Genomic DNA, 12,676 nt, shown 5'->3' on the forward strand with positions numbered 1-12,676 from the left:
TTATCTGGCACGGGAACAAGTTCATGCGGCAGTAGATGAAGGTTTAGCATTTGGATGGCAGATTTGCATTCCCAATCTTTGAAGACCGTTAGAAACTCTGGGAAGTACCGATCTAACCAATTATGGACGAGTGCTTGCACAACGCAAAGATCAGTTGTTAGGTGTTCGCGAATTTTCATCGCTTCCGGCAGTTCGGCATAAATACCCTTGGGAAGACTCGGTACGGCGTATCTCCCGTCTTTGACCAGCTGTGCGATCAATTTCGCATCTTTCATGTCATTCTTTGTTGGGGAATTGTCATCTAATTCTTTACTTTTCTTTACATGTAGTAGGTTCACTACGCCGTATTTTACTTGCTCATCTTTAAGAAAATGGGCTAGGTTTAGCCAGTAGTGACCCGTTGGTTCCATACCAACTATGACGTCCTTGAACCCTTGCTCCGTTGCAATCTTCCTGAACCAGCTAACAAATAATTCAAAGCCTTCTCGATTGTTTTCAAACGTAAGTGGCTTCCCGAACTCGACCCCGCGAAAGTCTTGGGCTCTCGCCACATGTCTAAATATTGCGATGTCGACTCCGATAATTAAGGTAGAAAAAGTGATTTGATTAATTCGTTCATTTTGAGTAGAATGCATGTTGTAGTCTTCTTTGGTTTTGTTTTTGGAACCGAAGCTGGCCAGCATCAGGGACCCATAAACATCATACCAAGGAGTCTTTTTATTTCTCAAACCTCATATTTCCTCATAATAGGAATGCTGCCCGTTAGCGTAACGAAGGACGCTGATCTGTTCGCGGTAGTCTGGTTTGAGTGGGTTGATACATACAAGTTGGTTTTTGGACTTCTACTATTCATGAAAATGGTTGTTTTCCATCGCCACTCGCCATTGTTCTTCCGTTCCTACAAAAAAGGTGAGTTTTTCAGGGAACTTTTCAGTTTGTCCATGAGGTACACCCTGCCCGCTGATGTGCCCTGACCATGGATCATTGGCATATCATTTGGTAACTCAATTAGTCGACCATCTTGCTCAACATAAATTAATACCATTGTTCCTGAAACATTCTTGCTTGTAGTCATTAGTTTTCCAGAAGGTGGGACCTCATAGATAAAAGCACGGTCCTCTTTTTTTAAAGCAGGAAAACCTGGTTGTTCGTATGTAACCTCAACCCATCCCGTAAACCCTTTTGGCAATAAGAATTTATGTGTAGTTCCCTCCGTTATATTCAATAAAATAATGCCTCCAACTACAATGGAAATAGTTACTATCGCAAGGAAGAATGGTATTATTATATTAGAAAGACGTGCCTTATTTATCATTACCGATCTCCCCCCAGTTCCTTGCTTAGTCCTCCACACTTCAAATTAATATCCATATAATACCATGTTTTAATCGTAGGGAATGAAACAAATCTGCCCGTTACTTCAACGAGGCTGCCGATTATACCGGCAGCCTCGTTTTGGTTTCTAATTGAACAAACGTTCACCGTTAGCTAAATCCTTTCCTATCGCATCATATCAACCTGGTCGAACGGTTAAAACTACGTTACCTTTCTTATGGCCCTGCTCCACATAGCGGTGGGCCTCCGCTGCTTGCTCCAGCGGATAACGGCGATCAATGATCGAACGTAGCTTGCCGGCCTCGATCAACTCCTTGAGATACGTTAAGTCTTCCGCGCTTTCCTTCATTGTTCCTCCGATCACCTTCTTGTTGCTTGTCAAGTTGATCCATAGACCGTGAACGATTGGTAGAGGGCTCATATGGACCGCTCGTAGGTAAAAGCCGTGTGGTGTCAGGAGCTTGACGCAAGCATTAAATGGACTTTTTCCCACCGTATCGAAAATAATATCGTAGGCCGGACCATGATCCGCAAATTTCTCTTTCGTATAGTCGATAACTCGGTCGGCGCCCAACGATGTCACCAACTCGACATTCGACGTACTGCATACTCCAGTCACTTCTGTGTCAAAATGCTTGGCGAGCTGCACTGCATACGTCCCGACGCTACCGGAAGCACCGTAGACAAGCACGCGACTGCCAGACTGGATATTGCCCTTCCGGAGAAACTGCAAGGCAGTATAGGCTCCAACCGGAACCGCAGCCGCCTCCTCGAACGTCATGTTCACGGGCTTGAGCGCAATTGCTCCGTTCTCAGGCAGGCATTTGTATTCAGCATACGCGCCAAAGTCGAAACCACAGGCACCATAAACAGCATCCCCCGGCTTGAATCGAGTAACAGCGCTGCCTATCGATTCTACCACTCCCGCCAGTTCAAATCCTAGAATTTTGGCTCGTTTCGGTCTCCACAGACCGTTGAACATCCGCGCAAGGAAAGGATCTGCCTTGCGTAAGCGCCAATCCCCTGCTGCGACGGTTGCAGCATAGACCTTAATTAATATCTCGTCGTCCTTCGGTATCGGCTTAGCGACCTCTCGCAGCTGAAGTACATTCGGCGGTCCGTACTGCTCGTATACGATTGCTTTCATGCCTTTCTCCTCCATCACAACTCACTTATATTTCCATTCTATACGGTGCAATTCGACTAAAGTTCCTCTGTATGGACACCTACCTTTGCTTTTTTTAGCTTTTCTATAAATTTATTATCTTTTGGCTCACATGAGAACATTGCATGATATTTAGACAGTGGTACACAATCAGCCTACTATTGTACAATTCTGCCCATAGCGTAACGCGGCTGCCAATCTATGCCGGCAGCCGCGTCTTATTTGTTTATTAAGCTTTAATTCCTCATTGTTACACGAAAATAATCGGTTGAGTACGATCAAACATCACTTGTGTATAGTCGAAATTCGGGACTATGTTTTCTTTATTTAAATAATCTCTGTACGTCTTACCACTTTCTACGAAAGCTTGTTCACATAAATATTTCTTTACAGAAACACGTACTTCCTCAGGGATTGGCTCAAAGAGGTTATCAGTCAACTGAAGTACAATTAAGCCTTCAGTGATTTCATTAGCTTTATAACATGGAGCTGAAAGCAACTTCTCTTTTCCAAATAAATCTATGTACGGTTTACCAAACAAGTTAATCCAATGTAATTCCGGGTGAATGATCTGCGGAGAAAGTGGCTCTGGATTATACGGGATGGATTGATTAATAACGTGTCCTCGTACAGGTTGTAGTATTTTTGCTACCTCCCAGCATAAATCAAAAAAATTTTGTTGCTTCTCCATAGTTTGCAGATGGTTAACCGCAACCGAAACATTCATTGAATTAAATCCTACCCTATTGTTTTTCTCCCAAGAAAGCATATAGTCGACTTTAGGATTTTTCTTCCTTTTGAGCATAAGATGCCCTGCTCTTGCAGGAGGAGCGAAAGACGGAATGTTTCGGTTTACCTCTCCATTTAACCACAAGCTGATTATTGGCTCCACGTTTTCTTTATCGATTTTCTCCTTTACCGGCTCAAATCTCGAGTAGAACTGCGGAGTGTAATCATCGTAGGCATTAATAATCCTATGAATAACCATTTCAGCGAGTTTGCGGCTCTACCAATCACATAAACTTTGAAAAGAAAAATTTACAAATGGATGTTTCGATAGTTGCATGCTGATTCCTCCTGAAAAAGGATCTCCAATCTCCATAATTGTCCCTTAACGTGTATGAAAACTACATATTTAATTCAAGTTATTTCCATGTTATCCTGCTGTTACTTCAATGAAAAAGGCAGCTGAACGCATCTCAGCTGCCGTAATGTCGTGATTGAACTCTCGTTCCTCGTTAGCTTAACATTCAATTTTTCGAGAAAGCACACTATCTTTCGTAGTTTCTTCCAGAATGGTTTTCCTATATGCTTTGTTATTTGGAACAACTAGATAGTTTTAAGTATTCATGCTTCAAAATACTCATCATTATACGATCGACATATTGACCATTTTTATAGACTTCGTCTCTTAGTATGCCATCCTTATTGAAACCAGCCTTTTCATAACTCCGAATAGCACCAGGATTATCAGCATCTACCGTCAAATACACTTTATGAAGGTTTAAACGCTCGAATGCAAAATCCAGGACAACACCTGTCACTTCTGTAGCATAACCTTGCCCCCATACGATTTTGTCCCCAATCCAAATACCAAATTCAGCATGCTTGGACCAAGGATGGATATTAAACAATTGGGTATTGCCAATCGGGATGCCGTCTTCTTTTACTATGGTAAAATAGACAGATGATAGATCTGTTTGCGCGTACTTCCGTGTACGTTCTCTGACCACTTCCGGTGTTAGGGGCATACCACTTCCTGATGGTAACGTTCGGTTAACTATAGGATCGGACAGCCATTCATATCGCTTTTCCCAATCTTCTTCAACAACACGCCTTAATGTTACTCGTTGTCCGTATAGCATATTTCCCCTCCGTGTACCTAGATTGGCACTTAATTTGTAAACTCGTAAATCCATATGTAGGGTATTCGCGAAAGCTTTTTAACAAACCTGCCCTTTAGTTGAATAGCAAAAAAAGAGACCCACAGCAAAGTGCTGAGGGTCTAAGGTTTATATTTTAAAGTGTGGCGAGTTCCACTGTCTTCCTCCCGGTCTGCTTGCTCGCGATATAGCCAACGAACTGTCCATCCCTCTTGTTCCGCATGGACTAAAGGGAAGCTACAAATGCGGCTCAATCGGATGAGCTGGCATGCCAAGTCATTAGCATCTCTTGAGCTTTTTGCGGATCGTCCATGAGTAGAGTCCGATACTCCAACATCTTGTTAAGGGTTTCCAGCATTTGGTCGTATTCTTCCTTCTTGCTTTCGATTTCCTTTTTCTTGCCGCGAATCCAATCTATAATCTCTAGGTTAGTTTGCGCATTGGCGTCGTGGTCCTGCAGAACTTCCTTCAGTTCAACCAGCGAACAGCCGATGGACTGGAACTTCTTGATGAGCTTCAACCGCTCGATAGCTTCTTCCGAATAGTTACGGTAATTGTTGCTTTCTCGCCGGACATGCCGATCATCCAGCAAGCCTTCCTTTTCATAAAAGCGGATCGTATGGATTGTTAATCCCATCTTGTCCGCCAGTTCCTGAATTTTCATGATCATTTCTCCTTTGAAGCTCTTGCCATAGAGTTCACTTTATAGTTTATGCTTAACATGATCAAGCAGTCAACACTTGAAGGAGGATATCATTATGCATGTTTTTGTTACAGGAGCAACAGGGTATGTCGGTTCTGCAGTCGTCCAGGAACTGATCGACGCGGGACATACAGTGTCGGGTCTTTGCCGTTCTGAAGAGAAAGCCGCGGGGTTAAAGGCGGCGGGAGCCGAAGTGCTGTACGGCAATCTGGACGATCTCGATACTCTAGGCAGCGCTGCCGCGGCTGCGGACGGCGTGATTCATCTGGCATTCACGAACGATTTTTCCGACTTTGAAGGTGCGTTAGCTCTGGATTTGCGGGCCGTTGAAGCCATGGGAGCGGCGCTCGAAGGCACCGGGAAGCCGTTCATTACCACGGCTCACGCAAATGGACATACCGTGGATCTTGCAGTGCTCGCAATGTCAGATCGGGGTATTCGGACATCGATCGTTTCGCTTGCACCGTCCGTGCACGGTGAAGGTGATAAGGGCTTTGTGCCATTGATGATCAAGATCGCCCGGGCGAATGGCTTCGCCGCCTACATCGGTGACGGAACGAACCACTGGCCGGCGATTCACCGCCTGGATGCTGCGGTCCTGTACCGTCTGGCGCTGGAAATCGCCCCCGCGGGCTCACGGCTGCTTGGCGCCGGCGATGAAGGCATTTCGCTCCGAGAGATCGCCGCGATCATCGGGCGGCAATTGAACGTGCCGGCGGTCAGTATAACACCTGAAAAAGCAACCGCCCATTTCGGCTTTCTTGGCAGAATTGCAGAATTAGACATCACAAGCTTGTATAACACTACGCAAGCGAGTCTGGCAACAAGAGAGCTTCTGGGCTGGAAACCGATGCAGAACGGATTGATCGCTGATCTCGAAAAAGGGCATTATTTTGCATAAAAAAAGGAGGGCGTACCTTAAGCTATAAATGGCTGCTTGGGCCCCCCTATAATCACTTCGACTTAAGCCATTAGTATCTGGCTGGACTATATTGTGCATCATCAGTCAACAATTATAATAAGTTTGACCGCCCTGATGTCATCTTCATTTTGAAGATTATGGAAATTGCTCAACAAAATAAAAAAGCCGCAATTTATGCGACTTTTAATGAGATAATATTCTTGTCACCCGACATATCTGGTTTTAAATTCAATATCCCGCTCCCCAAAAATCATTGGATCGGGATGTATCAGTACATTAATACTCTAGACAGACATCATACTCGCTTAACGTTTCAGTCTCTCTTTGTAAATTCCGAGAATGATCTCTTCAAATCCTCTGTTGTATAAAGCTTGCCCGCTACAAATAGGGACATGTTACCCAAGATAAGATATTGAGCCATATTGCCGGTGCCATCGTTGGGATTTGTTCCAGATTGCTTTGTTTTTTTCTTGAACAACTGCTCGAACTCTCCATCCTGGACGGTGTCGAGAACGTAAGCCATCTCAACCTTTGTGTATTTATTAGACATTACTAATTTCTTGATTAGTGCTTGGTACCCTTCACGCTGCGACACTTTATTTCCGACTAGCTTTTTCTCCAATGTTTCAAAATCATAAGCAACCTCACAAAGATACATAACATTATCTTTTTCTATGTAAGATACATCGACTTCCTGAAGCTCTCTTTTGCTGTCCATATCTTTCTCATCCCATTTTTTCGTTCCGATATATATCGGCGTTATCGCCTCATCCGATAGATTGGCGGCTGCCCTGTTGGCATGACGGAACTCGGCCATATGTCCCTGGTAATTGACGAATTCCGCACCTTTGCACATATCCTCCGTGGCCTGCTTGAATTCAGGCTCGCTAATTTTGTTAGGGGTATACTTATGAGCCAGTGTGAGCTCCTGCGCCACTTCATGCATCAGTTCATTCACCTTCTTGCGATTGCCGGTCGCGGATTTTATTCTACCGATATTTAATGCCAACAGATCGACCTTTTCCGAATTGCCCAAAATGGTAGAAACGATGTTCAAGAGATTATCGTTGTTCTTCCAGCTTTCCTCTATTAATATCTGATTCTCCTTGCGGTGGCGCTCCTTTTTCTCATTTAATATCTTGTTACCTCCTGTGCCGTTTGCCTCCCGTTCGTCGGCTTCTTTTGCTTTAAGAGCTATTTCAGGATTGTTTATGGCCCACTCTTTTCTTATCTCTGAAACACGTTGCATAAATCCATCTTCATCTTCCTTGCGCCAAAGATCCGTGAGCTTTTTGATAACTGTTTTTTCTTCTTTAAACTGGGCCTGATAGCGGTTCTTTAAATCCGGTTTTATCTGCGCATCCACATAGGTCGCCCGCAATAGCCGGGTTTTTTCCATGTCTGCAATTTTATCCTGTTCGTCCTTGTATTCCTTTTCGAGAGTTTGCTTATCGGATTTAAATTTCTCCAAATTCTTAAAATTTTGGGTATCTTTGTTTTCTAGTTCCCATTTATTTATAGCGATATCCACTTCATTCTCGGCTGTTTTTAAATCGGCAGCTTTAGAAGGGAATTCGGTCTCCCACCCCAAATCTGTCCTCTGCTTGTCTTTACTTTTCCATATATTTCTATCAATGATTCCCTTTTGTCTGTTATCCAAAGAAACCTTGGTTGTCTGATTTTTAGCCAACTCTGCGTTTCGTTTTTTTTCGATGTCTGCGATCGATTTTTTTAGCTTATCAATATTTATAGAACGTTCTTTTTGCGGGTCTTCGGCGACAGACACAATCTTTTTATTATCAGAGATTTGTTTATCAGGAGGCCGCTGAATCGCTTTCTCATCGTACTTGTTGGTCGATTTCTGCGTCAATTTTACTACAACATCCGACTTTTCAACGGAAGGCATTTCAACAGTTCCTTCCTTGACAGCAAACGAATACTGATGGTCGCCAGAAGTAATACGGACAAGATCGACGATTTGGTTAAGATTTTTTTTGCGGAAAGTATTGGATTTCAGAGTTTCCGCAACAATCTCCTGCATTTGTTCAGTATTGAGATCGTACCACTCCAAATTCGTAGGCATGACGACGATGTCGGCAATTTTGGTTGAACCTTCAAGCGCGACTTCCTCATTCTGTCCGTTTAACTGCTTGACAGCTTTGATAATCTCCCGTTTAACGGTTTCTACCAATGCCCCTTCGACAACCTTATGTTGGATGGTTTCGACATTACTCCCCCACACGACGCTATCTCCGCCCCATCCGTATCCAAGACCAATTGGTATCTTATCGAGCTCATTCGCTTGCTGTTCCTTTCCTGATTTATTCAAAGCATCCCTTAGATAATCAGGCAGCATCGTTCCGAACTGGGCTGTATTACCTGCTTTTATTTGCTCAAGGGCAAATAATATCTCACGAACAAAGCCGGTGCCAGATTTTGTGGCTTCATTGTCGGTCTTGCTGGTCGATGTCTTCTTAGCCGAACCACTTTCTCGGATTTTAGCCCTGAACGCGGTAAGCGTCTTGTGGAGTCCGTCAGGATTCAACACAAGACCACTAACTGCCATTTCAAAAATCTCTGCAAACAACCCCGTCGCCTCTCCAATTTCTAGAATTTCCTTGACCTGAGTTTCAGCGTCTTTGTGCGTAGGATCGTCCTCTTTCACTCTGTACATCGTCGAAACGGCTTTATCGACATGATCCTGGCTATAGCGCTGCAGAACCGGATGCGGCATATCTGATAGGGATAATGAGCGATCGGCTACCGGTCCAGTGTTGGATGTCACCATGCGCTGAACCGCCCGGTTTCCTATAGTTTGCTGTAGCTGCATCAATTGATTGGGTCGCATTAGAAATGACGGAGGACCTGACGGCCTTTCAGAACTTAGACCCTCTTCTGAGGGCATGCGTTCCTTCCCTGTCAAACTCTCATTTTTCGTACTTTTCCTGCCGGTAAACATATTCATGGACATCAATATCGAGATCTCCTTGCGGCGTGGATTCCATCAGCCATTGGATGATTGTTATATAAAAGTTGTAACTGAATTCCTTTATTTTACATTAAGTAGTATTGAATAACATGGGTCTTATGGAATATTATTATATTTTTTACTTCCAAAGGTTTGGGAAATGTCTGAATGTAGAAAGTTGGTAGCGACACTATCGGGAAACATTAAGAGCGCCTAGGCTAGCTGAATAATCTGCACTGACTAAATGCGGTCATCAACCAAGTGATACCTATTGCGCATATTTTAAGAATCGAGTTCCCCTGTTTCCGGTAAGCTGCTTTTAGTGAGACATAGTCCTCCTGACGCATGCGGAGAAAAGACTGTAATGCTTTCCCTATGGGTTCCTTCTTCCGAATATTGTGTATGTAATCCGCCTATAAAATTTAAAAACGCCTCATGGCGCCCCCTCTGTTTTTCGAGTTATGCTGAATTAAGAAATCTTTCATGATTTGGCATTTAACATGGACTACTGGAGGAGCATAATAATGAGACATATAGGCATGCCAACCGATTTTCTTAAGGAAACATCACAGAATCCCGTTCTTACGACGATTTTCACCGCGGATCCATCCGCACATGTCTGGGAAGACGGTAGAATTTACATTTATGCTTCTCATGATATGGATCCGGCTAGAGGCTGCGATCTGATGGACAGATATCATGTTTTCTCATCGGAGGATATGGTGAATTGGGTCGATGAGGGAGAGATCCTCAGCTCAGATGACGTGTCATGGGGTAGACCAGAAGGCGGATTTATGTGGGCACCCGACTGCGCGTTCAAAAATGGGACCTATTATTTCTATTATCCGCATCCTAGCGGTTCGAATGGGAACGGCTCTTGGAAAATGGGGGTCGCAACAAGTCAACATCCTAGAAGCGGCTTTACCGATCAGGGATATATCGTAGGACTTGGCGGGTTCGCGATGATCGATCCGTGCGTACTGGTGGATGACGACGGTCGAGCTTATATGTATTACGGTGGTGGGAGCAGGTGTGCAGGCGGTGAGCTGAACGACGATATGCTGTCCATTAAGGAGGACATGCAGGATATGGTTGGACTGGAAGATTTCCACGAGGCAGCTTGGGTGTTCAAGAGAAACCACCTCTACTACTTGACCTACTCCGACAATCTCGACAACCTGAACCGCATGCGTTACGCCACCAGCACGAGTCCACTTGGTCCGTGGACATATCGCGGCATTTTCCTTGAGCCGACTGGCTGTTCAACTTCCCACGGCTCCGTAGCAGAATTCAAAGGACAATGGTATATGTTCTATCATAACCAAGCTATTTCAGATCTCGGCAACTTAAGAAGCGTCTGCATCGATCCCTTATTTTTCAACGAAGATGGCACGATTCAAACCGTAATTCAGACCAAGGAGGGTATCCATCCCGTAGCCCCTGCCCCTGTTCCAAATCCGAATGCTACAACCTACTCCGTGGAAAATGGTACCTTAGGAGGAGGAGCGCTGTTCGTAACGAACGAGCTGAGCAAAAGCATCGTCAGCCATCTGCCGATGCCAGGCTCCTACTGCCAATTCGATCATGTTGATGGAGCTAGAGGCGGAAGAGCGGCGATTTACATTCGTTATGCAACGACAGAACGTCTGACCAAATTGCATTTAACAGTGAACGGAGATGATCTCTCCTTACTCAATGCTCTATCGACTGGCAGTCTTACAGACACAGTCGGCCGTGCCAGTATTACGGTACAGTTACAACCTGGCCAAGATAATCACATTCGATTTACAGCCGTCACTGGCGATATTTGTCTGGAAAGCATTACGGTCAGCCCATTCTCTGACTAAAGATTCTATTAAGTGCCATTCAATCACACTACCATAACGCCAAAACCTCCAACTCACATGAAGGAATGTGGGATTGGAGGTTTTGATGTGTTTATTGGCTGTGCGAGCTAAGACATCCAAGAATATCGAGGCTGCCAATTCAAAACTTCTTGCGCTAAGCAGTTGCTTACTAGTGCTTCACGACCTTTGAACGGCGCTCTGAGATCGGTCACATCGGCATAGTAGTAGTTCAGTAAACGCAACGTATCCCAACTTGTCAACGTATCGCTGCTCGTAATGTTAAGTGATACTGCTTTGCCATGTTCACACACCAATGCAGCAATGCAAGCATTGACCGCATCCCGGATATCGATATAGCTCCACAAAATATGCTTATAAGCATCTGGGTGATGAGCATCGACCCTTGCATAATCTTCAGCTGTTGTAATCATCGAAAACCGCAGCGATGTGACACTCATACCTGACTTGCGATTAAACATAGCACCCGTCAACTCATTAACAATCTTGGATAAGCCATAACACTCTTGAGGTAGCTGCGGATGGTTCTCGTCGACTGGCACATATTGCGGCGAGAAAGGTGTAGGTGCCCAAGCGAATCCGTACGACGACTCGCTTGATCCAATCACCACATTCGAAATGCCAAGCTGATCGGCTGCTTCCAGTATGTGATAAGTAGAGGCTGCATTGTTGGTAAAAATGTAACTATTCGTATAGCTACGAGGTGCGGGAATTGCTGCAAGGTGAATGATTGCATCCACGCCTTGCAAAGCCCCAATCACCTGCCCGAAATCGTTGATTTGATAGGCAGGCACATCACTGAATAATCGGTTATCCAGTGAGATCACTTTGTAGCCATGTTTCTGCAGCTCCGGTATCAGCCGAAGCCCCAGTTTACCGCTACCTCCGGTTACTTCAACTGTTTTCTTCATTGCAATCTCTCCTCTCTTACGAAATATCTAAGGACGTATGAGCGTTCCATCGGATTTGCGGTCCAGCGGGTACGGATGATGGTAAGCCTCCCGCTTCCAACGGGAAAAGAGGAAACACCGATGTCGACATCATCCAACAAAGTTGTTCATGTCATTTCCCATACGCATTGGGACCGGGAGCGGATATTAATGAGATAATCCAAGAGTAACGACAAAAAAAGGCCCGCCCAGAAAGCTCTGGCCGGCCTTTTTGAATAGCTTGATTATACAAGCGGTCTATCAATTAACGTAGCAAAATTGAATTGGTGTCTATGCTCATCATTCTGTGTCGTCATTCCGGTGACGAAGTGCACATGCTTGCCGTTGCCGACAGGAATGGCGGGCCCTGTTCTGATTTTTTTGAGATTATGAAAATGATCTAAAAAGTCCGTATTCGATAGATCGATTTCATGAATATGGCTTTTGCCGCTCCGAATCGCTTGCCCTGTTACACCTGCAAATCGATGATTGTGTCTGTCCGCGCCTTCCTCCGCCAGCTTCGTGCTTCCCTCAAATTCATGAACATGCGTCTGCCGCTTTCTCGTCGCCTTTTTTTTCATCCGACAATGTCATCCCCTTGGAGTCAAGTCACTTCAAGAGTAGTTTATTAATTATTGGCAGACGTTGTGTTAGGTCAATCGACCAATTATTGAAGAGCTGTCATCCCATTCATTACTTCGGAACCGAGCTGGGGTACATAAACAGTAGCAATAGCGGTTAAGCTGTTCTCGAATGCAATTGATTTTCCATATTCGACTCCGCGAAAGTCTTGCGCTCTAGCCAAATGATTGAACTTGGCGATGTCTAAGCAGTTAAGTGAGTGATTCTATCCGAAAATCAATCTTCTATGTCATTCGGACATTGTTCTAATTCAATAGTATACAA

The 12,676-nt window shown here is 44.6% G+C and carries 11 protein-coding genes; 2 read left to right on the forward strand and 9 right to left on the reverse strand.

Translation table 11 applies throughout. The features are described 5' to 3' along the window. From ACSQ8O_RS25635 to ACSQ8O_RS25660, 6 genes are all read right to left on the reverse strand, one after another. The coding region (locus ACSQ8O_RS25635) for an IS110 family transposase (protein ID WP_436244944.1) at positions 1–635 on the reverse strand (635 nt) is incomplete at its 3' end. Positions 636–898: 263 nt separating this feature from the next. After that, a complete protein-coding gene (locus ACSQ8O_RS25640; protein WP_436243953.1) occupies positions 899–1,315 on the reverse strand; it encodes a DUF6843 domain-containing protein in 417 nt (138 codons plus the stop codon). Positions 1,316–1,513: 198 nt separating this feature from the next. Beyond that, the gene (locus ACSQ8O_RS25645) at positions 1,514–2,482 is read right to left on the reverse strand and encodes an NAD(P)-dependent alcohol dehydrogenase (protein ID WP_436243954.1); all 969 of its coding nucleotides are present in this window, start codon (positions 2,480–2,482) and stop codon (positions 1,514–1,516) included. Positions 2,483–2,750: 268 nt separating this feature from the next. Then, the gene (locus ACSQ8O_RS25650) at positions 2,751–3,488 is read right to left on the reverse strand and encodes a hypothetical protein (RefSeq protein ID WP_436243955.1); all 738 of its coding nucleotides are present in this window, start codon (positions 3,486–3,488) and stop codon (positions 2,751–2,753) included. Positions 3,489–3,816: 328 nt separating this feature from the next. Continuing rightward, the gene (locus ACSQ8O_RS25655; protein WP_436243956.1) at positions 3,817–4,365 is read right to left on the reverse strand and encodes a GNAT family N-acetyltransferase; all 549 of its coding nucleotides are present in this window, start codon (positions 4,363–4,365) and stop codon (positions 3,817–3,819) included. A gap of 268 nt (positions 4,366–4,633) precedes the next feature. Beyond that, a complete protein-coding gene (locus ACSQ8O_RS25660) occupies positions 4,634–5,047 on the reverse strand; it encodes a MerR family transcriptional regulator (protein WP_436243957.1) in 414 nt (137 codons plus the stop codon). 94 nt (positions 5,048–5,141) lie between these two features. On the opposite strand from ACSQ8O_RS25660, the gene ACSQ8O_RS25665 reads away from it, so the two are divergent. Then, positions 5,142–5,987 carry an SDR family oxidoreductase gene (locus tag ACSQ8O_RS25665; RefSeq protein WP_436243958.1) on the forward strand — a complete coding sequence of 282 codons (846 nt, stop codon included), beginning with the start codon at positions 5,142–5,144 and terminating at the stop codon, positions 5,985–5,987. Between the two features lie 334 nt (positions 5,988–6,321). Here ACSQ8O_RS25665 and ACSQ8O_RS25670 read toward each other — a convergent pair whose 3' ends face one another. Next, the gene (locus tag ACSQ8O_RS25670) at positions 6,322–8,979 is read right to left on the reverse strand and encodes a hypothetical protein (protein WP_436243959.1); all 2,658 of its coding nucleotides are present in this window, start codon (positions 8,977–8,979) and stop codon (positions 6,322–6,324) included. A 521-nt stretch (positions 8,980–9,500) separates the two neighbouring features. Here ACSQ8O_RS25670 and ACSQ8O_RS25675 point away from each other — a divergent pair. Continuing rightward, the gene (locus ACSQ8O_RS25675) at positions 9,501–10,823 is read left to right on the forward strand and encodes a family 43 glycosylhydrolase (RefSeq protein ID WP_436243960.1); all 1,323 of its coding nucleotides are present in this window, start codon (positions 9,501–9,503) and stop codon (positions 10,821–10,823) included. 107 nt (positions 10,824–10,930) lie between these two features. Here ACSQ8O_RS25675 and ACSQ8O_RS25680 read toward each other — a convergent pair whose 3' ends face one another. Then, positions 10,931–11,752 carry an NAD-dependent epimerase/dehydratase family protein gene (locus tag ACSQ8O_RS25680; RefSeq protein ID WP_436243961.1) on the reverse strand — a complete coding sequence of 274 codons (822 nt, stop codon included), beginning with the start codon at positions 11,750–11,752 and terminating at the stop codon, positions 10,931–10,933. A 263-nt stretch (positions 11,753–12,015) separates the two neighbouring features. Beyond that, positions 12,016–12,351, reverse strand: a complete 336-nt coding sequence (locus tag ACSQ8O_RS25685) for a YmaF family protein (RefSeq protein WP_436243962.1) — start codon at positions 12,349–12,351, stop codon at positions 12,016–12,018. Positions 12,352–12,676: the final 325 nt, after the last annotated feature.

Source organism: Paenibacillus sp. LjRoot56 (assembly GCF_964253335.1).
Taxonomy (GTDB): domain Bacteria; phylum Bacillota; class Bacilli; order Paenibacillales; family NBRC-103111; genus Paenibacillus_E; species Paenibacillus_E allorhizoplanae.

Coding starts and splice junctions, on each gene's coding strand:
- ACSQ8O_RS25655 (WP_436243956.1), bottom strand. CDS start 4,365: ATGCTATACGGACAACGAGTAACATTAAGGCGTGTTGTTGAAGAAGAT.
- ACSQ8O_RS25665 (WP_436243958.1), top strand. CDS start 5,142: ATGCATGTTTTTGTTACAGGAGCAACAGGGTATGTCGGTTCTGCAGTC.
- ACSQ8O_RS25650 (WP_436243955.1), bottom strand. CDS start 3,488: ATGGTTATTCATAGGATTATTAATGCCTACGATGATTACACTCCGCAG.
- ACSQ8O_RS25640 (WP_436243953.1), bottom strand. CDS start 1,315: ATGATAAATAAGGCACGTCTTTCTAATATAATAATACCATTCTTCCTT.
- ACSQ8O_RS25670 (WP_436243959.1), bottom strand. CDS start 8,979: ATGTCCATGAATATGTTTACCGGCAGGAAAAGTACGAAAAATGAGAGT.
- ACSQ8O_RS25675 (WP_436243960.1), top strand. CDS start 9,501: ATGAGACATATAGGCATGCCAACCGATTTTCTTAAGGAAACATCACAG.
- ACSQ8O_RS25680 (WP_436243961.1), bottom strand. CDS start 11,752: ATGAAGAAAACAGTTGAAGTAACCGGAGGTAGCGGTAAACTGGGGCTT.
- ACSQ8O_RS25685 (WP_436243962.1), bottom strand. CDS start 12,351: ATGAAAAAAAAGGCGACGAGAAAGCGGCAGACGCATGTTCATGAATTT.
- ACSQ8O_RS25645 (WP_436243954.1), bottom strand. CDS start 2,482: ATGAAAGCAATCGTATACGAGCAGTACGGACCGCCGAATGTACTTCAG.
- ACSQ8O_RS25660 (WP_436243957.1), bottom strand. CDS start 5,047: ATGAAAATTCAGGAACTGGCGGACAAGATGGGATTAACAATCCATACG.